General features: G+C 69.7%; 24 protein-coding genes. 10 read left to right on the forward strand and 14 right to left on the reverse strand.

The genetic code is table 11. The annotated features are described in order from the left end of the window. Positions 1-13: 13 nt before the first annotated feature. A complete protein-coding gene (locus tag CLV68_RS09315) occupies positions 14-877 on the reverse strand; it encodes a hypothetical protein (protein WP_121389977.1) in 864 nt (287 codons plus the stop codon). Between the two features lie 613 nt (positions 878-1,490). Here CLV68_RS09315 and CLV68_RS33325 point away from each other — a divergent pair. Together CLV68_RS33325 and CLV68_RS09325 are read left to right on the forward strand one after the other, a co-directional pair. Further along, positions 1,491-2,288, forward strand: coding sequence for a hypothetical protein (locus CLV68_RS33325; RefSeq protein ID WP_147459923.1), 798 nt, complete (start codon positions 1,491-1,493; stop codon positions 2,286-2,288). Further along, positions 2,282-2,500 carry a hypothetical protein gene (locus tag CLV68_RS09325; RefSeq protein WP_121389978.1) on the forward strand — a complete coding sequence of 73 codons (219 nt, stop codon included), beginning with the start codon at positions 2,282-2,284 and terminating at the stop codon, positions 2,498-2,500. Before CLV68_RS33325 ends, CLV68_RS09325 begins: the two co-directional genes overlap by 7 nt. Positions 2,501-3,425: 925 nt before the next feature. On the opposite strand, the gene CLV68_RS09330 is transcribed toward CLV68_RS09325, so the two are convergent. Continuing rightward, positions 3,426-4,625: a cytochrome P450 gene (locus CLV68_RS09330; RefSeq protein ID WP_121389979.1), complete on the reverse strand. Its 1,200-nt coding sequence runs from the start codon at positions 4,623-4,625 to the stop codon at positions 3,426-3,428. 417 nt (positions 4,626-5,042) lie between these two features. Here CLV68_RS09330 and CLV68_RS09335 point away from each other — a divergent pair, with 417 nt between their 5' ends. Next, a complete protein-coding gene (locus tag CLV68_RS09335; protein WP_121389980.1) occupies positions 5,043-5,303 on the forward strand; it encodes a hypothetical protein in 261 nt (86 codons plus the stop codon). 224 nt (positions 5,304-5,527) lie between these two features. On the opposite strand, the gene CLV68_RS33765 is transcribed toward CLV68_RS09335, so the two are convergent. Both CLV68_RS33765 and CLV68_RS09345 read right to left on the reverse strand, forming a co-directional pair. Beyond that, the gene (locus tag CLV68_RS33765) at positions 5,528-5,983 is read right to left on the reverse strand and encodes an ester cyclase (protein ID WP_170224169.1); all 456 of its coding nucleotides are present in this window, start codon (positions 5,981-5,983) and stop codon (positions 5,528-5,530) included. Further along, a complete protein-coding gene (locus tag CLV68_RS09345) occupies positions 5,980-6,534 on the reverse strand; it encodes an acyl-CoA thioesterase (RefSeq protein WP_121389981.1) in 555 nt (184 codons plus the stop codon). The genes CLV68_RS33765 and CLV68_RS09345 overlap by 4 nt, the downstream gene beginning before the upstream one ends. A gap of 367 nt (positions 6,535-6,901) precedes the next feature. Here CLV68_RS09345 and CLV68_RS09350 point away from each other — a divergent pair, with 367 nt between their 5' ends. Both CLV68_RS09350 and CLV68_RS09355 read left to right on the forward strand, forming a co-directional pair. Then, positions 6,902-9,880 (forward strand): glycine--tRNA ligase, encoded by a 2,979-nt coding sequence (locus tag CLV68_RS09350; protein ID WP_121391071.1) that lies wholly within the window; start codon positions 6,902-6,904, stop codon positions 9,878-9,880. A gap of 692 nt (positions 9,881-10,572) precedes the next feature. Then, entirely contained in the window at positions 10,573-10,974 is a 402-nt protein-coding gene (locus CLV68_RS09355) for a histone-like nucleoid-structuring protein Lsr2 (RefSeq protein ID WP_092775693.1), read from the forward strand. Between the two features lie 62 nt (positions 10,975-11,036). On the opposite strand, the gene CLV68_RS09360 is transcribed toward CLV68_RS09355, so the two are convergent. The 4 genes from CLV68_RS09360 to CLV68_RS09370 all read right to left on the reverse strand — a co-directional run bounded on the left by CLV68_RS09360 (position 11,037) and on the right by CLV68_RS09370 (position 14,670). Continuing rightward, entirely contained in the window at positions 11,037-11,384 is a 348-nt protein-coding gene (locus tag CLV68_RS09360; RefSeq protein ID WP_121389982.1) for a hypothetical protein, read from the reverse strand. Between the two features lie 262 nt (positions 11,385-11,646). Beyond that, positions 11,647-12,735 (reverse strand): hypothetical protein, encoded by a 1,089-nt coding sequence (locus CLV68_RS09365; RefSeq protein WP_121389983.1) that lies wholly within the window; start codon positions 12,733-12,735, stop codon positions 11,647-11,649. Between the two features lie 54 nt (positions 12,736-12,789). Continuing rightward, on the reverse strand, positions 12,790-12,936 hold the full coding sequence (locus tag CLV68_RS33770; RefSeq protein WP_170224171.1) for a hypothetical protein: 147 nt from the start codon (positions 12,934-12,936) through the stop codon (positions 12,790-12,792). A 570-nt stretch (positions 12,937-13,506) separates the two neighbouring features. Then, entirely contained in the window at positions 13,507-14,670 is a 1,164-nt protein-coding gene (locus CLV68_RS09370) for a cytochrome P450 (protein WP_121389984.1), read from the reverse strand. A 97-nt stretch (positions 14,671-14,767) separates the two neighbouring features. On the opposite strand from CLV68_RS09370, the gene CLV68_RS09375 reads away from it, so the two are divergent. After that, positions 14,768-15,805, forward strand: a complete 1,038-nt coding sequence (locus CLV68_RS09375) for a TetR/AcrR family transcriptional regulator (RefSeq protein WP_121391072.1) — start codon at positions 14,768-14,770, stop codon at positions 15,803-15,805. Between the two features lie 403 nt (positions 15,806-16,208). Here CLV68_RS09375 and CLV68_RS09380 read toward each other — a convergent pair whose 3' ends face one another. From CLV68_RS09380 to CLV68_RS09395, 4 genes are read right to left on the reverse strand one after another with little or no spacing between them, the layout of a single operon-like run. Then, positions 16,209-16,832, reverse strand: coding sequence for an alpha-ketoglutarate-dependent dioxygenase AlkB family protein (locus tag CLV68_RS09380; RefSeq protein ID WP_121389985.1), 624 nt, complete (start codon positions 16,830-16,832; stop codon positions 16,209-16,211). After that, entirely contained in the window at positions 16,823-17,284 is a 462-nt protein-coding gene (locus tag CLV68_RS09385; RefSeq protein WP_121389986.1) for a hypothetical protein, read from the reverse strand. Before CLV68_RS09385 ends, CLV68_RS09380 begins: the two co-directional genes overlap by 10 nt. Next, positions 17,284-18,039: a methylated-DNA--[protein]-cysteine S-methyltransferase gene (locus CLV68_RS09390; RefSeq protein ID WP_121389987.1), complete on the reverse strand. Its 756-nt coding sequence runs from the start codon at positions 18,037-18,039 to the stop codon at positions 17,284-17,286. Before CLV68_RS09390 ends, CLV68_RS09385 begins: the two co-directional genes overlap by 1 nt. Further along, positions 18,036-18,614, reverse strand: a complete 579-nt coding sequence (locus CLV68_RS09395; protein ID WP_211346448.1) for an RNA polymerase sigma factor — start codon at positions 18,612-18,614, stop codon at positions 18,036-18,038. The genes CLV68_RS09390 and CLV68_RS09395 overlap by 4 nt, the downstream gene beginning before the upstream one ends. Before the next feature lie 116 nt (positions 18,615-18,730). On the opposite strand from CLV68_RS09395, the gene CLV68_RS09400 reads away from it, so the two are divergent. Next, positions 18,731-20,014: an aminotransferase class V-fold PLP-dependent enzyme gene (locus CLV68_RS09400; protein ID WP_121389988.1), complete on the forward strand. Its 1,284-nt coding sequence runs from the start codon at positions 18,731-18,733 to the stop codon at positions 20,012-20,014. A 5-nt stretch (positions 20,015-20,019) separates the two neighbouring features. Here the strand turns inward: CLV68_RS09400 and CLV68_RS09405 are convergent, their stop codons facing one another. Continuing rightward, on the reverse strand, positions 20,020-21,048 hold the full coding sequence (locus CLV68_RS09405; RefSeq protein ID WP_121389989.1) for a TRM11 family SAM-dependent methyltransferase: 1,029 nt from the start codon (positions 21,046-21,048) through the stop codon (positions 20,020-20,022). Positions 21,049-21,166: 118 nt separating this feature from the next. Here CLV68_RS09405 and CLV68_RS09410 point away from each other — a divergent pair, with 118 nt between their 5' ends. Beyond that, a complete protein-coding gene (locus CLV68_RS09410; protein ID WP_121389990.1) occupies positions 21,167-21,760 on the forward strand; it encodes an ArsR/SmtB family transcription factor in 594 nt (197 codons plus the stop codon). Between the two features lie 22 nt (positions 21,761-21,782). Continuing rightward, a complete protein-coding gene (locus tag CLV68_RS09415) occupies positions 21,783-22,490 on the forward strand; it encodes an SRPBCC family protein (RefSeq protein WP_121389991.1) in 708 nt (235 codons plus the stop codon). 262 nt (positions 22,491-22,752) lie between these two features. Here the strand turns inward: CLV68_RS09415 and CLV68_RS09420 are convergent, their stop codons facing one another. Continuing rightward, a complete protein-coding gene (locus CLV68_RS09420; RefSeq protein ID WP_121389992.1) occupies positions 22,753-23,103 on the reverse strand; it encodes a hypothetical protein in 351 nt (116 codons plus the stop codon). A 157-nt stretch (positions 23,104-23,260) separates the two neighbouring features. Between CLV68_RS09420 and CLV68_RS09425 the strand changes: the two genes are divergently transcribed. Then, positions 23,261-24,085 carry a helix-turn-helix domain-containing protein gene (locus tag CLV68_RS09425; protein ID WP_170224173.1) on the forward strand — a complete coding sequence of 275 codons (825 nt, stop codon included), beginning with the start codon at positions 23,261-23,263 and terminating at the stop codon, positions 24,083-24,085. The last annotated feature ends 203 nt before the right edge of the window (positions 24,086-24,288 follow it).

A 24,288-nucleotide genomic window follows, 5' to 3' on the forward strand; every position in this document is an offset into this window, starting at 1 on the left:
GCGCCGAGATTACCTAGCCGAAGAAGACCGAGGTGGCCGAGTTGTCGAACCCGAGCGCGGCCAGATCCGGCACGTCACCGGTCACGACCAGCGACTTGCCCTCGCAGTCCTTCTCCGACCACAGCTTCAGCGACCCCTGCGCGGTCAGCGACGACGCGTTCCTCGGGCGGGCGAGGTTCTTGCAGCCCGGACCCGCGGTGCCCTCGGCCGCGCCGTTCTCGCTGAACCGCGGCTCGTCGAACAGGACGACGCTGGTGGCCTTCGCGCTCTGGGCGCCCGCCTTGGTGCCGGTGGGCGTCACGCCGAACCAGGTGCCGCCGACGCCCTGGCCGTTGGTGTCCCCGGCCTTGGTGTCCTTGGCGAACCGGTACACCGGCCAGCCACCGATCGTGACCTGCCTGCTGCCGTCGTCGCGGGTGACGAACCCGACCGCTGACTGCTGCACGCCCGACACGAACACCTTGCCGCGCTTGGCAACCGTCACCGGCGGCCATTGCTTCGCGCACTCCCCGACGCACACCGACTTCGACGGCGCCGCCGAGTCCTTGTCGAACCGGTACAGCGTGAGCCCGGCCCCGTTGACCACCACCGGGTCCAAGGCCCCCGCCTTGCCCGCGGTCAACTCCACCCACCTGCTCGAACTCTCCGCCCTGGCCGAGTTCACCGTGCCGTCCTGCCCCTTGGCCCAATCGCCGGTCCCCTCGGCCGCGTTGTTCGCTTTCGCCGTACCCGCGAGGAACGACGCATCGCCCTGAGTGTCCACTGTGTACTCATCGGTCGCCGCGACCTCAGTGGACACCGGCTCGGTCGTCCCACCACAAGCCGACAACACCAACATCCCCGCCGCGATGACGACGAACCCGCTCTTGCGCCCCATGCCAACTCCCCGATCTCCCGACAACCTCTCGACCTCCCCAACACGGCCGCCCCCTCCCCCCGGTTCACCCAACGAGTGATTCCCTCCCCGCTATGACCGCTTCCCCCAGGTCGAGTTGTCCACAATCCCCCCGGTTGTCCACAGATCCCCACAACTCCCGTTGACCGCAACCCAGCCCCGATAGACTGGCCTCGGGGACGCCCCCGGAGTGGGTGGGGGCTGCGCCCGGACGCGCGCGCGAAGCGGTTGGGTGTGAGAGCTCCCGAGAAGAGAGTGGTGAGGCTCTGAGGTGATCTCAACGAGTTCCAGGTGAGTCGGCCGTGTTCGAAATGCGTGACGAGTGCGGCTTTAACGATGTGGCCGATCTTGCTGGGGCTGGCGGTGAAGTGCCGCAGGGCTCGCCAGTGTCCGGCGAGCAGGGCGACGCCGCGTTCGCCGAAGCAGCGCAGGCCGTGGAGCTGCAGTCACGGTGCTCCCGTGAGACGTCATGCCTTCGGTGCGGGAATCTCTGTTGGTCAGTTACCTCAGTTATTCAGTGACGAGCCGCATGCGATAAGATTCTGCGCCATCGTCTCCGGCTGCCGTCTGCGGCTGTAGGAAGAGGAGAACAGCGATGGGCTTCGATTTAGGCGATGTGCCGACGTGGGCGGGTACCGTCGTTGCCTCTATCGCCGCAGCGATAGCTACATGGAACGCAAGATCTGCGAAGCGACAAGCGATTGCGGCGGACGTCTCTGCTCGTGAAGCACGCAAGCAGACGAAACTGGCTGAATCAGCCAATGAAACCGCAAATTTGGCGCTCCGCGCCGCCCAGGAAGCGGCGAATGCAGCGATCGCCAGCGCAGAATATTCGCGCGAAGCAAACGAGATAGAGCGAAGCCGAGATGAGCGCGCACGACGGGAGCGTATGTCGTCTGCGATGGCTGAAGCAAGCCGACTGTGGCTCTGGGGTGGAAAAGTTCGCACCGTCGCGTTTGAGGAGCGTGGAGAACCGAAGATGCTCAGGTCATCGATCCTTCCTTGGCTATTTGGCAAGGATATCCGGCAAGACGAGATTGAGGCACTAGGGTTCGAAGCGTCATTTTCGTCGGGAAGGCAGGCCGGGTTCGATCGCATTGCTATCGTCCGCATAGAGTGCGCTGGGTTTCCGCACTGGCAATGGCGCAGGATTGACGACTACGGCCCACCGAGGCTTATGTGGTCGAAACTCGAACGTAGGTTCAAGTATGAAGTAAGGGGGGTTTTTGTAAATGCGGACGGGAGCTTCATGACAGAAGCGCCTGATGGCTTCTTGGAAGGTGATGAGCGTTCGCGAATCTCCATCACTCTGCGCTATCGCGACAGTAATGGTCAGTACTGGACTCGTACCGACCAGTATGATCCAAAGCCCGCAGACGAAGGTGAATGTTGACCTATTTGACTAGTCTGGCGCGGATCCTGAATATAGTCACATTGAGGCAATTCCGGCAGAACGCCGAGGTCACCGCGTTGGCGCGGGACCACGGAGCCTGTCGTGTCAATGGATATCGCTACCTTGACGAGGTCATCGATGTGCTTGCCGACCAGGCGCTGGATCTGCATGACGCCTTGGAGAAGGCCAAGCCGACGGGCTCGCGTATGTGATCCTCGACAGAAAGATCTTCTCCACTGATCCGTGTAGCGAGAAGGCCCTGAGTGTCAAGGAAACAGATCGGCATCTGGCACTCCGGGAAAGCCACAAGCCTGGCGGCAACGTTTGAGCACTCTTTGGACCGGACGGGCTTCCGCGACGGGTGGCCGAGGTCGAACCCGGCTCAACCCACGACCTGACCGCGGCCCGCGAGCACGTCCTCGGCGCCCTGTGCCGAGCTCGACCTACCCGCGCTCGCCGACGGCGGCTCCGAAGGCGAGGGCATCGGGGTGCACACCCCGATCAAACAACCCGCCGGTGACCAAGAAACTCGATGTCGATAACCGCACCTACAGCACCCTGCTCCGTGGCCTGCGCTGCATCGGCGAACCCGGATTCGCCGTCCTCGCCGTCCGCTGGCGGACACTCCACCACGCCACAGCTAGCCCGGCAAGATCGGCCTCATCGTCAAAGCCGCCCTCGTGCTCGCCCATTTCGAACATGACCTACTCACCTGAAAGTTGGTGAGATCACCTCTCTGTGCTGCATTCACTGGGTAAAGGCGGCTGGAGAGCGAACGCCGGACGGTGGGTGAGACAAGGTCAGCGATTCGTCTGGGTGGATTGCTGGAGCTACGGACGTGCGTGGATTCGGGCGGCGGAGGCTCTAGTGCCGAGAAGGGCAACAAGGGTGTGCAAGACGCGATGGCGGCTTGCGCTGGAGGAGAGGTGGTGGCGGGAGAGGCGAGCGCCTGGCGGTGGGCCGCGAGCAGGGCCGCCGGGGAAGGTGGGGTCAGGAGCAGGAGATGGCCGCCAGCTGGCCAACGCCCGCTGCACCCGGCCGGGAAGGCTGCTAAGGCGACGGGGCGTCGGTAAGGATGAGGCTGTGCGGGCGAGGTGGCGGTGGCGGGAAGACGGCACCTGGGAGAGGGATGCGCGGTCAGCGGCCTAGGTGGAGGGGGAGTTCGGTGAGGCCGCGGAGGTTGAAGTGGGAGTGCCAGTGCAGGTCGTCGGTGGCCAGTTCGATCCGGGAGTAGCGGGCCAGTAGCTCCGTGAACACCGTGCTGGCCTCGAGCTTGCCCAGTACCGCGCCGAGGCAGTAGTGGTTGCCGGAGCTGAAGGCGAGGGACTTGGGGTCCGTGCGGGACAGGTCGAGGCGGTCCGGGTCGGGGTAGCGGGCGGGGTCGCGGCCCGCGGCGTCGAAGAGGACGAGGACGGTGTCGCCCGCGGGGATGAGCTTGTCGCCGATGGGGGTGTCCTCGGTCATGATGCGGGCGGCGAGTTGGACCGGGGGGTCGTAGCGGGACAGTTCCTCGACGGCGGTGCCCATCAACCCGGGGTCGGCGCGCAGGGCGGCCAGTGCCTCGGGCTGCTGGAGCAGGGCGAGCATGCCGTTGGCGATCAGGTTGACCGTCGTCTCGTGGCCCGCGTTGAAGATCAGCAGGATGTTGGCGACGATCTCCTCGTCGGTCAGCTTCTCGCCGTCGGCGTCGGCCTGCATCAGCACCGAGAGCAGGTCGTGCTCGGGGTCGGCGTCGCGGCGGGAGTCCATCAGGTCCAGCAGGTACGCGCGGAACTCGGGCTCGGCCTTGTTCATCGCGATCCGCCGCTGCGGGGTGACGCCAGGGTCGATGACGTAGCCGACCTTGTCGGTCCAGTCCCGGCACTTCGCGCGGTCTTGCGGCGGGATGCCCAGCAGCTCACCGACCACGAGGATCGGCATCGGCAGCGCCAGCCCGGTGATCAGGTCGACCGGTCCGTCGCCCATCTCGTCGATGAGCCGGTCGACGACCTGCTGGATCCGCGGCCGCATCCGGTCGATGTTGCGCGGGGTGAACACGCGCGCGATGAGCCTGCGCATCCTGCGGTGCGCCTGGCCGTCCTGCATCAGCATCCACTTGCTGGTGCTCTTCACCACCGGGCAGGTCGGCCCGCCGCGCACCATCGCCCAGCCCGGGTCGGCCGGGAAGTTGCTCGACGCGGACGGCGCGCGCAGCAGGGCGTCGACGTCGTCGTAGCGGGTGAGGACCCAGTAGCCGAACGGCGAGCGGTGCACCGGGTCGGTCTCGCGCAGCCGCCGGTAGTAGCCGAAGCGGTCGGCGGCAAGAGCCGGGTCGTTGAGGTCGAAAGTTGCGGTCATCGCGGGATCCGTCCCAGACAGTCCTGGTCGCTCGACGGCTCCGATCGTGCTGTTCCCCACAGGCACCGTCAACCCCTAGGTGGACCCCTAGTGACGAACCCGGTCACGCTCCGGAGTTTCCCAAGGCCATCACCGTGGGTGATCTAGGTGGTGGCGTTCGGTACAAGATCACTCGGTCGCGAGGCATCTCAGAGAGTCGTCAGCCGAGGTCATGGCGTTACTTTACGGCTCAACGTGTACGCCGTACGAGTGATACTTGGTTGCGAGTCGGTTGTCATAAGTCACGACGTGTAACTGATGTTATGGGTCGGTGCGATGGAACGGGCAACAGAGCCCCCGTGCGGACCAACGAGCGCCAGGACCTCCGCGCTCACCATCGGCACCCGGGCTTGGCACTCCAGAAGAATCGACATCGCCATGACACTGCTGTGGATCTTCGGTGGACTCGCGGTCATCGCCGCTCTCACCTGGCGTCTGCGTCGGGCCTCGGCACTGGTCGACCGCATGCTGCTCGAGGAACGAGTCGGCGCGGAACACGACGCCAGGATGGCCGACCACGCACTCGCGATCGAGGTGGAGCAGGAGCGGGAGCGGACCGTGGACTGGCCGCACCCGCCGCGCCTGGCCTGGTCGCGGCCGCAGTCGCGCACCGCCGCGCACAACCGGCTCGCAGGCTAGGGCGGACACTCCCGCCCGGCAACAGAAATGACCTCTACCCAGCGAAAGACCTGAACGCCCGGGCCGGGTGGCCCTGGCCGGTCACCCGAGGAGGGGCGAGGATGGAACGGGACAGCAGGGACTGGACGCGGTGGGCGCCGCGTCGCGGGCGGGGCAAGCGACCGCTCGGTCCCCCGGTCGGTGGGCGCCGACCGGGGGACCACGCCAGCGGGTGCGGGGGACGGTCAGTACGGGTCGCCGAGCGCGGCGCGCAGCCCCCGGTGGTCGACCCAGCCCAGGTGCGCGCGGGCCAGTGAGCCGCGGAAGGACCACAGGTGGTGCTGGCACCAGGTCGCCGAGCGGCCGTGCCGCTGGCTCGGTGCCAGGTTCGACCCCAGGTAGGTGCCGGACAGCTCCAGCCGGGTCTCGACCGTGTCGGCCCCGGTGCGCCTGGCGCTGAGAATGCGGGCGTGGATATCGGGCATCAACCGCCGCGCGGCCATCACCGAATGGCGCAGGCCGGATATCCCGTCGTCGAATACCCGGATGTCGGAGAGATCGCGGATATCGGGGTGGGCGAACTCGGCGAGCACGGTGTAATCACCCTCGTTCACCGTTTCCCGGACGAACGCGACGGCCACGTCGACCTGGTCGACGGTGCCGCCGACCACGGGTGGGCCGAGGGCGAGCACGCCGGTCACCGCTGTGCGGGGAGCGCGACCTCGGCCAGTGCTGCGCAGAGGGCTCTGCGGTGCTCGCGGCGGATGGCCGCGGCGCGGTGCTTGGCGTACTCGGCGTCGGTCTCCGGGTGCACCGGGCGGACCGGGCGCGGCGCGCCGTCGGCGTCGACCGCGACGAACACCAGGTGCGCCTCGGCGATCACCTCGAGCTCGTCGCGCCCCTGCCAGCGCCGGGCGCTGACCTGCACGCCGACCTCCATCGAGGTGCGGCCGGTGCTCTCCACGTGCGCGACGGCGGTGACGATGTCGCCCGCCCAGAACGGGGTGAAGAAGGTCATGTCGTTGACCGAGGCGGTGACCGCGTGGCCGTCGCTGTGGCGCACCGCGGCCGCCCAGCCGACCTCGTCGGCCAGTTCGAGGATCAGCTTGCCCTTCCCGGAGCCGAACATGTTCTCGTCGCCTGGCCAGATCACCCGGGACAGCTCGCACCGCGAGTGGCCCATCGGCCGCCCGGTCGGCAGCGGCTGCGCGTCGGTCAGCGGTGCCCGTGTTGGTGTGTCGACAGGGGTCATCGGAAGTGGTTCTCCAAAGGGGTATTCGGTCACGTCGAATGCGGAAACGCCCGCGGCGGGGGAGGCGGGGCCAGTCTAAACGATCACTTGGGTGACCCCGGCCAATTTCTCATGATCACCGAATATCTCCCTGTGTCGGGCGACAAAGTTGACTGGCTGTGATCGAAGTGGGCCCAAAATGTCGGATACCGCTAGCTCGATCCGGTGATGGTGGCGCGAATGTCGCGGCGCGGTGCCCGGCCGGGTGCTCCAACCTGTGGGTGACCCCGCTGACACCGACGCGTGCGCGGGGATGACCGGGAGGCACCCCTCTAGACTTCGCGGGCACCCCCCACCAGCCCGTTAGTGAGGTTTCGCCGTGCTGACCATGCAGGACGCGTTGCTGGCGTTGACCAGGTATTGGACCGAGCGCGGCGCCATGGTGGTGCAGCCGTTCAACACCGAGGTCGGCGCTGGCACCCTGAACCCGGCCACGGTGCTGCGCGTGCTCGGCCCCGAGCCGTGGCGGGTCGCCTACGTCGAGCCCAGCGTCCGCCCCGACGACGCGCGCTACGGCGAGAACCCGAACCGGTTGCAGACCCACACCCAGTTCCAGGTGATCCTCAAGCCGGACCCGGGCAACCCGCAGGAGCTCTACCTCGGCAGCCTCCAGGCGCTCGGCATCGATGTCGCCGCGCACGACGTCCGCTTCGTCGAGGACAACTGGGCCTCACCCGCGCTCGGCGCCTGGGGCCTGGGCTGGGAGGTGTGGCTCGACGGGCTGGAGATCACCCAGTTCACCTACTTCCAGCAGGCCGGTGGGCAGACCCTGGACCCGGTGTCGGTGGAGATCACCTACGGCGTCGAGCGGATCATGATGGCGCTGCAGGGCGTCGCGCACTTCAAGGACATCGCCTACGCGCCGGGCATCTCCTACGGCGAGGCGTTCGGCCAGGCCGAGTACGAGATGAGCCGCTTCTACCTCGACGACGCCGACGTCGACACCCAGCGCAGGCTCTTCGAGGACTACGCCGCCGAGGCGCGCAGGCTGCTCGACGCCCGGCTGCCGGTGCCCGCGCACATCCACGTGCTCAAGTGCTCGCACACCTTCAACGTCCTCGACGCGCGCGGCGCGGTCAGCACCACCGAGCGGGCCAAGGCGTTCGCCAGGATGCGCGGCCTGGCCCGCGAGGTCGCCGGGCTGTGGTCGCAGCGGCGGTCCGAATTGGACCACCCGCTCGGCATCGTGCCCCCACTGCCGCTGGCCGCCGCGCCGACCGAGTTCCCCGCCGTCGACGGCACGCACCCGCTGCTGTTCGAGATCGGCACCGAGGAACTGCCCCCGCACGAGGTGACCCGCACCGCGGCCGCCCTCGAGCGCGCGCTGACCGAGAAGCTGGCCGCGACCAGGCTCGGCCACGGCACCATCACCACCTACGCCACCCCGCGCCGGGTCATCGCCGTCGTCGACGCCGTCGAACCGGTCGAGCCGGACGCCGAGCGGACCGTGCGCGGGCCGAAGGCCGCCGCCGCGTTCGACGCCGACGGCAACCCGACCAAGGCCGCCGCCGGGTTCGCCAGGGGCCAGGGTGTCGACCCGGCGGAACTGCGCCGCATCGATGTCGACGGCGTCGAGTACGTGGGCATCACCCGCACCGACATCGGCAAGGGCGCGGTCGAGGTGCTCAGCGGCGTGCTCGGCACCGTCGTCGCCGAACTGCGCGCGGACAAGAACATGCGGTGGAGCGACCCGAAGCTGTCGTTCACCAGGCCGGTCCGCTGGCTGCTCGCGCTGCTGGGCACGACGCCGGTGCCGGTCGCGGTCTCCGCGCTCACCGCCGAGCGCACGACCCGCGTGCACCGCACCGCCGCGGCCCCGGTCGTCGAGGTCGCCTCGGCCGAGGGCTACCTGGACTTCCTGGCCGGGCACGGCATCGTCGCCGACCAGCGGCGCCGCCGGGACCTGGTGGTGTCGTCGGCCGCCGAGTTGGCCGCGACCGTCGGCGGTGTGATCGACGGCGCCTCGGCGCTGGTCGACGAGATCACCAACCTGGTCGAGGAGCCCAACGCGGTGCTCGGCTCGTTCGACGCCCGCTACCTCGAACTGCCCGCCGAGATCCTCACCACCGTCATGCGCAAGCACCAGCGGTACCTGCCGGTGCGCGACGCCGACGGCGCCCTGCTGCCGCACTTCGTCGCGGTGGCCAACGGCGCGTGCGACCACGACAGGGTCCGCGCGGGCAACGAGGCCGTGCTGCGCGCGCGCTACGAGGACGCCAGCTTCTTCTGGCGCGCCGACCTGCGCACGCCGCCGGAGCAGATGAAGGAGGGCATCGCCAAGCTGGCCTTCGAGGAGAAGCTCGGCTCGGTCGCCCAGCGCGCCGACCGGATCGCCTCGGTCGCGCTCACCCTCGGCGCGGCCGCCGGTCTGTCCGAAGAGGACGACGCGGTGCTGCGCGCGGCCGCGGGCCTGGCCAAGTTCGACCTCGGCTCGCAGATGGTCATCGAGCTGACCAGCCTCGCGGGCACCATGGCCAGGGAGTACGCCCGCCGCGCCGGGCAGCCGGAAGCGGTCGCGCAGGCCCTCTACGACATGGAACTGCCCCGCTCCGGCGGCGGCGCGGTGCCGACCACCGTCGCAGGCGCGCTGCTCGCCCTCGCCGACCGGTTCGACCTACTGGCCGGGCTGTTCGCCGTCGGCGCCAAGCCGACCGGAAGCTCCGACCCGTTCGGTCTGCGCCGGGCAGGCGCCGGTGTCGTGGCGATCCTGCGCGCTTTCCCGCAGTTGAGCGGGCTTACTGTCCCGTTCGGACTGTCCACTGCGGCCGATCAGGTGCGCGCCCAGGGCATCGAGGTCGATGGCGCGGTGCTCGGTGAGGTCGCCGAGTTCGTCAAGCGCCGCTACGAGCAGGTGCTGCTGGACGCGGGCACCCCGCACGAGCAGGTCGGCGCGGTGCTCCCGCTCGCCGACGCCCCCGCGGCCGCCGACGCCGCGGTGGCCGAACTGGCCGGTCTCACCACCGACCCCGGGTTCGCCGGTCTGGTCGCCGCGCTGCAGCGGGTGCGCCGGATCGTGCCTGCCGACACCGCGGCGGGCTACGACCCGGCCGCGCTGGTGGAACCGGCCGAGCTGGAACTGCACCAGGTGTTCACCAAGGCCCACGCCGCCGGTGGCGCCGGGCTGGCGGGCTTCGTGGTCGCCGCGTCGCCGCTGACCGAGCCGGTGAACACCTTCTTCGACGCCGTGCTCGTCATGGCGCCGGAACCCGCCCTGCGCGCGGCCAGGCTCGGCCTGCTCGCCTCGATCAGGGACTGGGCCGCGCCGGTGCTCGACTGGCAGGCCCTGGGCACCTCGCTGGAGGCGTAGGCCGCACCGCCGCGCACGACGACCCGGTCCAGGTTCGCCTGGGCCGGGTTTTCGCTATCCGGGCCACGTCCACGCGGTCAGTCTTACTGAGCAACCCACTCCGCCGCATTGTGCGCGCTGGGGCATTCGCCGGGACCGGCGGCGATCGGCGAATGTCGAACCAGCCCCCCGCGCCGGTGTCTCTTTTCGGCGGGGGACCGCTGTTCCGACCCCTCTGTTAACGAACACCGTGGGTGGTCGTCCGGTGGCCGAATTGCGTGGTCGCGTGACCCGGCGGCGTCCCGTTCGCCCGGCATTCGACCACCACCCCTGCCCGCGGTACGAGGCTGAACGGGTGTAATCGCCCGGGACGGGTGAGTCGAGTGCGCGGGCTAATCCCGACCGCCCGCCGTCGTCCGGATTGCCCGGAGGCGGCTTTCGCCCGCCGTCCGCCACGCCGCCGCGCGCTCGCCCCGACCGGCGGAATGGTCCACCGCGCCCGGGTGCCCGACTCGACGCGAAATCGGGTGTCCACCGGCGGATATGTGCCGAGGCACCCAACTTTCGCCGATGCGCGCACCGGCCGCGGCCGACACGCGAGGCATTAGCCGGACGGCACCTATTTGAAACACCGTTGCGCAGCGGGTACTGTTCACCGCAAGTGGGGAGCTGTTTTCAATTCCCGTGACACCCCGTGTGCAGTGAGGTGCCCTATGGCTCAGAAGACCATCGTCCAGCTTTACGACGACCTCGACGGCTCGGCAGGCGAGGACATCCGCCCGGTCGAATTCAGCCTGGACGGGGCGAACTACGAGATCGACCTGAATGAGGCGAACGCGACCCGCCTGCGCGAGCAGCTGGCCGAGTTCGTCGCCGCCGCCCGGCGCACCGGTGGTCGCGTCAAGCGCCACTCGGCGCCGTCGACCAAGCCCGCGGGCGACACCAGGTCCAAGGAGCAGACCAAGGCGATCCGGGACTGGGCGCGGCAGAACGGCCACGACATCTCCGAGCGCGGCCGCATCCCCAGCGCCGTCGTGGAGGCATTCGAAGAGGCGCACACGGTGAAGGCCAAGGGCAACGGCGGCAAGGCCAAGAAGGCCGCGTTCTCCGGCTGAACCAGCCACCGGGACGGACCGCGGCGGGGACGACCCGCCGCGGTCCCGCTGTGCTCCCGCGGCTAGAAGCTGACCCCGCCCTCGATGTCGCGGGCCTGCAGCACCTTGCCGCTCACCGTGCCGGTGATCTGGTTGATCACGCCGCCGTGCTCGGCGCGCAGCCCGGCTGATTCGACCGCCCAGTTGGCGCGCAGTTCCTCGGCGAACTCCGGATCGGCCCGCTCGGCCTGTTCCAGTTCCGCGGCGAGCGCGACCACTTCCGCGGACTCCGGTGCCGCCCCCGCCGCCGCGGTGAGCGCGGCCTCGGCTTGCGCACGCCGGGCGAACCTGGCTCGCACCAGTTCGTGGAGCGCGCCTGCCGACTTGGCCGCCAGGGCGGCCGCGATGGATACCAACACCGGTTCGGGCATCCGAACCCCTCCTTAAGCCTGTGTTCGTTCCACCCACCGTACGACCTTCCCGGCAGGGCGGGCACCGCCGACCCGAGTCCGCTTCCCGCTCCGGAATTCCGCCGGTCGGTGACCGGTGGCGCGGCGGTTTCTCGGCACCCGCCGCTAAGCCCGGTCGGCGTCCACCGGTGTTCCCCGGTTATTCACGTTCCGCCGGTGCGCCCGCGGCCGGTGGGTTATCCACCACCAAGATCCACGGGGTGAATCGGGTCGGCCACTCGGCCTACCCCGGTCGGCCGGTGTCGGCGCTCGGCGGGAAACCGCATTCGGCCAGGTCCGCGTGTTCGGCCAACTCCACGCGCAGCGGTTCGGCCCCGGCGCGGACCTCGGCGAGCAATTCGGCGTCCACGACCGGTATCCGGTTCGCCAGGTCGCGCAGCAACGGCGCGACGACCTCGGCCGCCACCGCTTCCCGGTCCCGGACATCGGCCTGAAGCGCGGTGAGCGGATCGACTCCGCGCGGCGCGCTCTCACCGCCATTGAGAACCACCAGAACCGGGGCGCCCGCTTCTCTTAGCACCGCCGCGGCCCGCGCGTCGGCATCACACCAATGGCCGCGGACCACGTGGAGCACGACATCTATATCCAGGCCGGTCACCACGTGCAGGTCGGTGCTGATGGTGACCGCGCCGGTGCTGGGCAGGTCGTACAGCGAGATCGGCACCCGCTCGCGCTCGACCAGGACCTCGCGGACCGCGTGCGGCGCCCTGGCCGCTGCCGCCGCGGCGTCGAGCGGGTCGTCGTACCGCAGTGGGCGACCCCGCCGGTCCAGCAGATCCACAGAGGACGCCTGGATGGCCCGCAGGTCGGCCAGCAGGCTGGGGTGGGCGCAGGCGAGGTAGCCCTGATCGCCCGGCTCGGGGTAGCGCCAGGCGCGCAGGTCGGCGGCGGAGGTGGGCGGCTCGGGCAGGCCGAGCAGCAGGTGCCTCGGCCGCAGGTGGGACGCGCGCAGGTCGGCAAAGGTACGGGGGAGCAGGGTCGCCCGACGGCGGGGACCCGCGCGCAGGACCAGCCGCGCCCCGGGTGCGGCGGGCAGGGCGGCGGGGTTCAGGCCCGCGATGGACCGGGCCAACGTCGACTTGCCGGTGCCCCGCTTGCCCCCGACGGCGACCGCGATCGCCGCCCGGTCCAGCCTGGCCACCACCCGGCGCAGGTCGCCGATCACCGCGGACACCCCGGCCAGCACCCCGGCCCCGGCGCCCGCCCTGGTCAACGCCCGCTCCGCGCGCCGCCACGCCTCGACCTCGGCCACCACCCCGGGAACCCGCGCGCGCCTGGCCGCCACGAACGCCGCGACCTCGTCGTCGAGCACCGCGCGACGCTATCGCCGATCAGCCGCCCACCGGGCCGATCGGCGGATTCCCGCTCACGCGACGCCGAGGTACCGCACGGGCGTGTAGTCGAGTTCGCCTGGTCCACCCCAGACGTAGACGCGGTGCTTGACCGGCGTGGACCCGAAGTCGTAGGCGAGGCGCTCAGCCCGCCCACACCTGTCCCGCCAGCCTGCCCGCACCCGCCGAGCCGATTCCGCCGGCCCGTGTGCGTCCCTGCCTGCCCCGATCGCCCCTGTCATTCCCGCCGCACCCGGCAGACCCGGCTCTGTCTCGCTGCGTTTCGCTGGCCCTCACTTCACCCTGCTGGCCCGCGACCGCCAATTCGCCCACGCACTCCGCCCGAATCCGCACTGCTGTTCTGCGCGACATTGTCGTCACCGAGCCCCTGACCCCGTCCAGCCTGCGTGACCACATCAGTCAGTCCGACTGCCCCGCCAGGCCAACCCCACCCGCCCCCCCGACCGCCCCCGCCGCACGGCGCCCTACGCCTCAAGATCACGCGCGCACTCCGCCGCCCTCGGAACCCCAAGGCGACCCAAGCCCACCCGCGCGATTGCGGAGGCCCTCCCCGCCCACCCCAGCCCCCACCCTCTCCGGGGGGCTGCCCCGACGCCAGTCTATCGGGGTGGTGGTGTGGGGCGGGAGAACTCGGCGGCATCTGTGGACAAAGGACTGCTTGTGGATAACGCGACCTGGGCGAAAAGGGCGGCCGGGTAAGGGGATTACCCGTTCGGAGGGTGATTGTGCGGTTATCCGGCCAGGTGTACCGGGAGTTCGGCCAAGCGCCAGGTGCCTGGGTCTGGGGTGCGGGTGAAGTGGTCGGTCGCGGGCCGGAGGGAGGGGAAGCGGGCCAACAGGGCGGTGAGGGCGATCTCGGTCTGCAGTCGGGCGAGGGGCGCGCCGAGGCAGAAGTGGGGGCCGTGGGAGAAGCCGAGGTGGGTGGGGGCGCCCAGCGGGCGGGTGATGTCGAGGGTGTCGGGGTCGGGGAAGGCGTCGGGGTCGCGGTTGGCGGAGCAGATGGCGACGGTCATGGCGGCGCCCCGGGGGATGATCGCGTCGCCGACGCCGATGTCCTCGGTGGCGAAGCGGGGGGTGGTGAGCAGTTGCGGTCCGCACCAGCGCATCAGTTCCTCTACAGCTGTAGACGCGAGCCCCGGGTCGGCGCGCAGCAGGTCGAGCTGCGCGGGGTGGGCGAACAGGGCCGCGACGCCGTTGGCGATCAGGTTGGTGGGGGTCTGCCCGGCCAGCGCGAGGTGCCAGACGAGGGTCACCAGCTCGGTCTCGGTCAGTTCGCTGTCGAGCAGGTGCGACAGGATGTCGTCCCCCCGCCGCGCCCGCTTGGCCGCCACCGCCGCCTCCGCGCTGGCCATGATCTTGGGGATGGCGGCGAGGAACCCGGGGCCGTAGCCCGCCGCGACCGCCCGCCCGTACTCCAGCCAGACCGGTCGGTCCGCCTCGGGGATGCCGAGCAGCTCGCAGATCACCACCATCGGCAGCGGCCCGGCGAAGTCGCGCAGCAGGTCAGCGGACGCGTCCAGCGAGTCGAGCAACCGACCGACGGCGGCCTCGATCCGCGGCCGCATGACGGCCGTCCGGCGCGCGGTGAACGCGGGCGCGGCCGCACCGCGAACACGCGCGTGCTCTGGCCCGTCCATCTCCGCCATGGTGTGCATGTACCGCTGGCAGTGCTCGGGGATGCCCGGCGGCCGCAGGAAACTGGCCTCGCTGAGCACGAACCGCGGGTCGTTCAGCACCTCCCGCGCGGGTTCGTGCCGGGTGACCGCCCACATCGGCGGCATGCCCGCCCCGGTCAGCTTCGCCACCGGTGACACCGCCCTGGCCTGGGCGTACGCGCTGAACGGGTCGGCGAGCACGGCCGGATCGGTGACCGGGACCTCGGGAACGACGGGCATGAGCGACCTCCGCAGGTAGATGTTCTGACCAGATGATGTCATCATCTGAACGGGCTGTCACGGCAACGGCGATGATGTGCGCGTGAAGGGTGCGAGGATGAGCCGGGCGGAGATCCAGGAGACCAACCGGGCGCGGATCCTGGACGCCGCGCGCGAGGAGTTCGTGGCCCGGGGCTACCGGGACGCCAAGGTCGACGACATCGCGGCGCGCGCCGACCTGACTAGAGGCGCGGTCTACTCCAACTTCCCCGGCAAACGCGCTCTCTACCTAGAGGTGCTCGCGGCCCGGGCGGAGAAATCGACGCCACGCGATCCGTCAGCGGACACGCTGTGGGACGCGGTAGGGGCATTCGCGCACGCCTGGGTCGCGCGGCTGGAAGAACCAGGTCTCGGCACGTACTTGGCGCCCGAGGTAGTCGACGATCTCGCGTTGCCCTACACGCGGCTGCGACAACTCAGCGCCCTCTTGCTCGGACTGGCGATGGAGCGCCTAGAGCCCGTGCCTTCCCCAAGCGGAGCGCCACCGGCCCGACGAGTGCGACAGGCTCAGGCAATCCTGACAACGTTGCACGGGACTACAGCGCTCGCCCGGGTCGCACCGGGCTTGGTAGAGCCCTTTGACGTGATCAGCGCCTGCGAGCAGTTGACGCGATTGGAACTGAACGACTGGTGGTCCTATCCGCACAACCCTGTCCCCGCGCACTCCGTCGACGAGCCGTGGCCGGAGACGACCGCACGTGACCTCGTCAGCGGTGAACCGGTGCACATAGACGGCGTCGTCGCTGTCGTAGGCACTCACCGGTTGATGGCGGTGGAAGAAGCGTTGCGGCTAGGGCATCGGGTGACTCTCGCGGTGGTGACAAGCCAGCCTGCTGAGCTGCATCCACTGACCCGGCTCGTGCTCGCCGAGACCGTCATCGGCTTGCGACAGTCCTTTCGGGGAGCGTTGCCGCTATCTGTGATCCGCGATGACACGCTCGCCGAGCGGGTGGGGATCACGGCGGTGAGCGACGCGACCGAGGTGGCGCTGCTGGTGCGCGGTGGCCGGATCGTCGCCATGGCCGAGGGGGCTGGTGCCTGCCACGCAGTGTCGGGCAGTCGAGCGGGGGTGTCCCGGACCCCGCCCATCGGGTGACCCCGCGGGGTCCGGGACGGCGTGCGCTAGCCGAGTAGGCCACCGAGGAGACTGGTGACGGTGCTGATCACGGTGTTCAGGATGCCGGTGACCACGCCGAGCAAGGGGCCGAGCAGTTGGCCGAGCATGTGAAACCTCCTCTGATCGAACCGGTCGGGGCGGACAACCCCGACACCGTTCTTTGTACGGTTCGGACGGTCGGGGAGCGAGCAAGTCCGCACTGTGGAGTGACACCCGAAAGAGTGGATTGGCGAAACGTTCTTGCCCCCTGATCGGGGGAATCGCGTCTACCAGCGGGTTGACGCAAAACCGAGGAATGCTCATCGGTGGGGTGTTCTACCCCGTTCGGTACGGAGCGCGTCACGCAGTGCGGCTGTGTGGGTGACCGTCGCCGCTGGACGGACTAGTCCAACCCGGACACTCGCAGGGTGATGTTCAGCCGCCCGCCCAGCCCCAGGTCGGGATCGGCCGTACCCGGCCTGATCTTGGTCACCCCGTGGTAGGCCAGCCGCGACTCGCCGCCGAACACCACCAGGTCACCGGACCGGAGATCGACATCGGTCCACGGGCGACCCCGGTCCTCGGTGTTGCCGAACCGGAACACCCCGGTGTCGCCGAGGCTGAACGACACCACCGGGTCCGGCGACCGCTCGTCCTTGTCCTGGTGCAGCCCCATCCGCGCCTCGGCGTCGTAGAAGTTCACCAGGGCGATGTCCGGCCGGTAGTCCCCGGTGAACCCGGCTGCCGCGACCGCCCGCCTGCCGAGGTCGCCGAGCCACCGCGGGAACGGCAGCACGGTCGAGCCGTCGTCGAGGGTCCTGGTGTAGCGGTACGGCGCCCAGTGCCAGCCGAGGCACACCATCCGCACCGACATGACCCCGCCGTTGGGCAGCCGCTGCTGCCGCATCCCCGGCGACCACTCCCGGCACGCGGCCAGCAGTCCGCGCTGGGCGTCGAGGTCGAGCCAGTCCGGCAGGTGCACCGCTCCCGGCGCGAGGTCGAGGCGGGGTCGGGGAATCAGCTCCACCGACCCTCCACTGTGCTCACTCCACTGCGGACATCCGACCGGTGGAGCCTGCCGTCGAAGAACGACCAACTCGACCCGTCCGACCCCGCGCCGGACAGTCCGTCGACGTCGCCGACCAGCCCCGGCAGGGCCGGGTCGGCCAAGCCGGAGAAGGCGATCGTCCGACCAGGCCGCCACTGCGGCTGGGCCACCAACCGCCGACCCATGCCCGCCCAGGACGCCGCGTCGTCCGCGATCACCCACAGGTCCGGGCTCCCGCCCGCGAACCGGCACGCCTGCCGCAGCCAGGACGCCGCCTCCGGTGGCCACGACACGACCGCGCACACCGTCCCCGCCCAGGCCGCGACGAACGCCGCCGCCGCGGCCGTCGACCTCGGGTCCCGCCCGTGCCCCACGTTCACCAGCCCGCCCCCGCGCCGCCGCGCCAGGGCCAACACCGTGTCCAGTTCCATTACCCTGCCGGGGTGCAGAGTTCGCACGGCCGCAGTCCGGCGGCACGCACGGCGGCCAGGGTGCGCAACCCGCGCGGGTCCGCTGCCGTCCTGGCCCTGGTGCAGGTCGGGTAGCAGTACACGCCGTCGGAGCCGATGTAGGCGACGCGGGACCTGGCGAAGTCCAGCAGTTCGTCCACATTGGTCTCTTCCGCGCGCAGCAGCCGCTCCTTGAGCTCGGCGCCGAAGACGTACTGGCCGAGGCTGCCGTCCGAGCGGGTCACCCGGTGGCACGGGATCAGCAGCGGCACCGGGTTGTTGCCCAGCGCCGTGCCGACCGCGCGGACCGCCTTGGGCCGCCCGATCGCGTGCGCGACCCAGGCGTACGGGCGGGTCTGGCCGGTCGGGATCTCCCGCGTCGCGGTCAGCACGTCCCGCTCGAACGGGGTCAGCACCCGCAGGTCGACCGCAACCCCGGCGGCGTCCTGGCCGCGCAACGCCCGCCGCAGTCCCGCGGGCACGTCGCTCGCCCGCCGCAGCGGGCGCTGGAACAGGGCGTGGAAGCGGTCGCGGAAGGTGTCGTCGTCGTCCCCGACCGAGGCCGCGGTGCGGATGTAGCTCACGCCGACCTCGGTGAAGGCGACCAGCAGCTCGCCGACCGGGCCGTCGACCCTGGTCCAGTCCCCGTACAGGGCACCGGTCAGGTCGCGCGGTGGTGCCACCGCCAGGCCGCCCAGCCGCAGCGCGAGCGGGTCGTGGCTGTCCTCGCCGGTCATCGGACCACCTCCTTCGCGTACTGCTCCCGCAGCCGGGCCAGGCCGCGGGAGACGTGTGACTTCACGGTCCCCTCGGGGATCCGCATGACGGCGGCGATCTCGGCCACCGGCAGCTCGACCACGTGCCGCAGCACCACGGCCAGCCGCTGGTTCTCCGGCAGCGCCGACACCAGGGCACCCAACTCGCCCCTGGTCTCGCTCCCGGTCACCATGTCCTCGACGGTCGGCCCCGGCGCGGGCCGTTCCGGCACGTCCGCCATCGCCACCGCCGGGCGCCTGCTCGCGCCGCGCACCGTGTTGCGCCAGGTGTTGAGCAGGATCGTCAACAGCCACGACCGCGGCCGCAGCGCGAGGATGCGCGAGCGGTCGTAACCCAGCAGCGCGCGGTAAGCGCGCAGGAAGCACTCCGCGGCCAGGTCGTCGGCATCCGCGCCCGCACCGACCCTCAGTGCCACCGAGTAGACCACCCGCTGGTAGGCGCGGACCATGCCCGCGAACCCCACGTCGAGGTCCTCGACGATGGCCGCGAGCATGACCACGTCGTTGTCGGCGTCGCTCTCGGGCAGGTCATCCATACTCAGGTAAACACCGAGGGGCCTTCCGGCGTTGCACATCCGTTCGCCTTCGAGCGTACCTGCGTTCCAGGGCCGTGGCCTGCGACACTGGGGCACGCCTGCCCCGAGGAGCACCCATGGACCTGACCCGTCGCCGGTTCCTCGCAGCGGGCTCCGGGCTCGCGGTAGCGGCAGGTGCCGTGGCCTGCACCGCCGAGGAATCGGCTACTGCGACGCCGTTCAACCCGACCGATTGGGGTTCGGTCCGCGGGCAGTTTCCGCTGACGCGCGACGTTCGACAGTTCTCCGCCTACGTGCTCGCCGCACCCCCGCGGCCGGTGAGTGACGCGATAGACCGGCATCGCGCGGGATTGGACCGCGACACACACGCTTACCTTGACGCTCAAGCAGGCGCTGCTGAAGAGGCCGTGCGCGCGGCCGCTGCGGAGTACCTGGGTGGTCGTGCCGAGGACATCGCCTTCACCGACAGCACAACCATGGGGCTTGGCCTGCTCTATGCAGGGATTCGCCTCTCACCCGGACAGCACGTTCTTACGACGGAACACGACTTCTACTCCACGCACCACGCGCTCAAACTCCGCGGCGCCGAGGTCCGTCGCGTCCGCCTCTACGACACCGCCGCGACTGCCTCCGCCGAGGAGATCGTCACCAGGCTCCGCGCCGGACTGACGCCCGAGACCAGGGTCGTCGCCATCACCTGGGTGCACTCCGTGACCGGGGTGAAGCTGCCTGTTCGCGCCATCGCGGACGCCATCGCCGCGCACAACGCCTCCTTGCCACCCCGACAACACGCCCTGCTGTGCGTCGACGCGGTGCACGCGCTCGGTGTCGAGGCGGCCACCCCGGCCGACCTCGGCTGCGACTTCCTGATCTCCGGAACGCACAAGTGGCTGTTCGGGCCTCGGGGCACGGGCATCATCTGGGCGCGCCAGGGTGCCTGGGCGGCGGTCGCGCCCGTGCTGCCGTCGTTCAGCGGACCGGCGTTCGACGAGTGGCTCAACGGCACCCCGGCAGGTCCGACCACGGCCGAGGTGGTCACCCCGGGCGGTTACCACTCGTTCGAGTACCGCTGGGCGCTGGCCGAGGCGTTCCGGTTCCACCTGGCCATCGGCAGGGACCGGGTCCTGGCGCGCACCAGGGCCCAGGTCGACCGGGTCCAGGCCGAGCTCAGGGGGATCCCGTCGATCACGGTGGTGACGCCTGCGGCGCCCGAGTTGTCGGCCGGGATCATCTGCTTCGACGTGGCGGACACCCCGCCGCAGGCCGTGGTGGCGGCGCTCTCGGCCAAGGGTGTGTCGGCGACCGTGACCCCGTACAACGAGCGGCACGTGCGGGTCGGGCCGAGCATCGTCACGTCCGACGAGGACGTGGACGCTCTTATCCGCGCGCTGCGTCCATAAGGGACCTACTTCCGCGCTACCACCACGTCGCGCACGATCGCCTGGTCGACCCGGTGGGAGAAACCGAGGTAGGCGCCTTCGTCGAGCGGCGTCAGGTCTGCCTCTGCCAGGGCGTCGACCAGAGCGGTGCGTGGGGCGACGTTCGTGTTCCAGGACAGGGCAATCGTTCCTCCCGGGCGCAAGAGCCGAGCCCAGCCGGGTAGTGCTGCCCGCATCAGTTCCAACGGGCCTCGGTGGAGGCCACCGCCTGCTCGACTGCCGTGCTGCACGCCGTAAGGGGCGTCGGCGACGATGAGGTCGAAGGTGGCCGCGCGGTGGAACCTGGGCGCCTCAGTGGTGTCCGCGTTGACGTAGTCGAGGCTGAGGGCGTCGCCTGCCTTGTAGCTCTCCTTGTCGACGCCGACGGACGCTGTGAGGCGGCGGGCGACGACCTTGCCGTCGCGGCGGACGCGGGTGACGTCGGCGGTGTGCTTGATCCGCTTGCGCTTGAGCCAGGTCTGCAGGAACGCCGAGTAGGCGTCGAAGTCCTTGGCGTCCAGGTCGATCCCGGCCGTGTCGTAGCCGTACATCAGGGCCTGGTTGAGCGTGGTGCCCCGGCCGCACAGCGGGTCGAGCACGCGGAGCCTGCGGTCCAGCATCTCCCCGGCGAACTCCGATGACGTCACCGCCAGGTTCAGCATCAGCTTGGTGAAGTGCTCGTTGGTCTTACCCGAGTACTTCTGGATGGTGACCAGGTCGTCGTCGAACTTGTCCAGCGGCGTCAGCTCTACCGGGGCCAGGAGATCGCCCTGTCGTTCGAACAGCGCGTAGGCCGACGACAGGTTGGCCAGGTAGCGCACATCGCGCTCGTCAAGGCTGTCGGCCTCGAACGCCAGGTAGGGCACTCCGCCGATCCGTACCGGCTCGATCCCGCCGACCCGCCCGCCCAACGCCCGGTCACCGAACACGGCGAGCTCGGCGGCCATCAGGTCCACCGAGGAGTCGGCGTAGACGCGGTTCAGCGCGGGCCGCACGAGCAGCGCGTAGGTGGGCATGGGCTCCCGTTCCTCGAGGTTTTCAGCGGATGGCCAGGTCAGAGCAGGGTACGGGCCGCGCGCACCGACAACTCGGGTCGTCCTTGACAAGAAAAGTTGTCGGTGAGAGGGTAGGCCCATGTTCGAGGTAGCGGTGATCGAGGACTCGGCGGCAGCCGAGGTCACGCTGGACCCGGTGCGGTCGGCCCTGCTGGCCGCGCTCGCGGAGCCCGGTTCGGCCAGTTCGCTGGCCGTGACCGTCGGGCTGCCGCGCCAGAAGGTCAACTACCACCTCCGTGCGCTCGAGAAGCACGGGCTGGTCGAACTGGTGGAGGAGCGGCGCAAGGGGAACTGCACCGAGCGGGTTCTTCGCGCTACCGCTGCCTCTTACGTCATCTCGCCCGCTGCGCTCTCCGCGGTCGCCCCTGATCCGTCGAAGTTCCCCGACCAGCTCTCCGCGCGGTGGCTGCTCGCCCTCGCTGCCCGACTGGTACGCGAACTCGGCCAGCTCATCGTCGGCGCCACCGCGGCCAAGCAGCGGCTGGCGACCTACGCCAGCGACTCCGAGATCACCTTCGCCACCGCGGCCGACCGGGCCGCCTTCGCCGGTGAACTCCAGGAAGCCGTGGCGGACCTGGTCCGCAAGTACCACAGCGAGGACGCGCCGGGCGGCCGCAAGCACCGGTTCATCGTCGCGCTGCACCCCAGCCTCAAGCCCCCGCAAGACCACTGACCCGTCCGTGAAGGAGCACACCATGTCGAAGCAGTTCGAGATCCGCCGCGAGATCGTCGTCGAGGCCACCCCGGAGCAGGCGTTCAACGCCATCACGGAGAACAACGGCTCGTGGCTGTTCCCGATCCCGTACCCGAACCCCGACGGGACGGTCGACGAATCCGGCAGCCGGGTCACCGCGTGGAACCCGCCGCACGAGGTCTCGGTCCGCACCGAGGGGCCGGACGGCTGGTTCAACGCGCTGGAGCACATCATCGAGGCGCGCGACGGTGGCACTACCGTCCTGCGGTACGTCCACAGTGGCATCTTCACCGACGACTGGGACACCCAGTACGACGGCGCGGGCAAGCACACGGACTTCTACCTGCACTCCCTCGGCCAGTACGTGAAGTACTTCCCGGGACAGGCCGCGACCTACGTTGCCGCTGACGGTCCTGAGGCGTCTACCGCGCAAGGTTCGGTTGACGTGCTGCGCCGCGCGTTGGGGGTTACCGGCGTCGGTCAGCGCGTACGGGTGGAGGTTCCCGGTATCGATCCCGTCGACGCGGAGGTCGACTACCTGGAGGGACAGTTCGTCGGCCTCCGGTCCGGTGACGCTCTCTACCGCTTCTACTGCCGCGAGGTCTGGGGCGCGCCGGTGTCGTTGGCGCACCACCTGTTCGATGCCCCTGCCGAGACCGACAAGACCGCCGCCGCGTGGCAGAACTGGCTGAACTCGGTGTTCGCCTGATCCAGCGCTGGTCTGCCGGAAATGCCCGGCGGCCTAGGACCAATTGCCACCGAAACGCCCCGGGACTGTCCCGGGGCGTTTCTCCGTCTCCGGCGCACATTCGCGGAACCGGACTCAAGACCGGCGGCTGACCTGTCGAAAGGTGTGCTTACAATCCATCACCTCCACCGATCGCGGGAACAGCCCCACCACACCAGCGCCGCATAGACCAGCAGCACCGGCACGATGAGTCCTAGGACCATCTGCCACACCTCGCCCCCGCTCACGGGATCCACAACGAGGTCGGCCGGATGACCAGGTTCGGTGCCCCCGGTTCGCCCGGTGCGGGCAGGCTCAGCAGGTCGTTGACCACTTCCACCAGGTCCGAGCCGTCCTTCATCCACACCACCCCGTCCTCGACGAGGCGGTTCGCCAGCACGTGGTGCTGGTCGAAGACGAACACCGCGTCGGTGTAGCGCTCCTCGGTGTTGGTCGCGGCGACCGCGACCAACTCGTCGTCCTCGGTCAACAGGTGGAATCGCCACTGCCGGTCGCGCAGGGCGACCAACGCGCCCAGTTCGGGGAACCGACGCAGCGCGTCCTCGGCCGAGATGGGCTCGCGGGTACCGGTCATCACCAACTCCGTGTGATCTACAATCGAAAACCGAATGCCCCGAGTCTCGCGCCACCGAGCCGAGTCCTGCGACGCGTTTGCCGTACGTGCATCAAGCGATTCTTTCACCCGGCCGGTCACTCTTCGTCGTCTCCGGCCGTCGACAAAGGGGAGAGCCATGCCGAGGACACCGAAAGCGGTCGCGTTGGGACGCGTGCTGCGCCGCTGCCGGGAGGCGTCCGACCTGTCGCTGCGCGAGGCCGCGCGGTCGCTCAACCGGGACGTCCCGAGCCTGTCCCGCTACGAGAACGGCATCCGGATCCCCAAGCCGGAACTGGTGTCCCGCATGCTGACCGCCTTCGGCGTCGACGGCCCGCGCCACGACGAACTGATGACACTCGCCTACCGGGTGGGTGATCCACAGTGGCTCGCCACCACCGACGCCGAACGCCGCCAACAGGCAGAAGCCTATGTGGAGTACGAACGCGCCGCGACCAGCATTCTGCAAGTCTCGCCCTTGGTCTTGCCCGAGCTCTTGCAGACACCCACGGTTCTTAGGTCCACGCACCGCACCGAAGCCGAGGTCCAACACGCACTACGCCGCCAACAGGTCATCACGGGCCCCAACCCCATCCGACTGACCGCCCTGATCGGAATGCCCGCCCTGCACCAACACATCGGCGGCACCACCGCAGCCGCCGAACAACTCCAACACCTCCTAGCCCTCTCCCGCCGCCCACATATAGAGCTACGGATAACCCCCTCCGGCCAAGGCTGGCACCCGGGCCTAGAAGGCCCCTTCACCATCGTCGACTCAACCCCAATAGGCCCAGTTGCCTTCGTGGAAACACGTTTCTCCACCCTCTGGCTCCACAACCCCACCGACGTATCCCCCTACCGCAGGGACGCCGAATCCATCCGCACCCTCTCCCTATCCCCACACGACACCAACACCTTCCTCGCCACCACCGCCCACCGCTTCCAGATGGCCGGTTGCCGGTAAGGGCACCGAGGCATGTGTTTGATGATGTCTCGGTGAGCGCTAACACGTGTTCTTGGTTGATCTCGTGCCTGATCTCTTAGGCCACCTGTGTGAAGGCGCTTGACATCACGGCCAAGTTGCCTGTGTCAAGCGGGGGCCGTGTGAGCAAACTGCCCCTCGGCAACCCGAACGGCGGATCGCGGCATGCGCGAGAACTCGACATG

It is taken from the genome of Actinokineospora cianjurensis (assembly GCF_003663795.1).
Classification (GTDB): Bacteria; Actinomycetota; Actinomycetes; order Mycobacteriales; family Pseudonocardiaceae; genus Actinokineospora; species Actinokineospora terrae.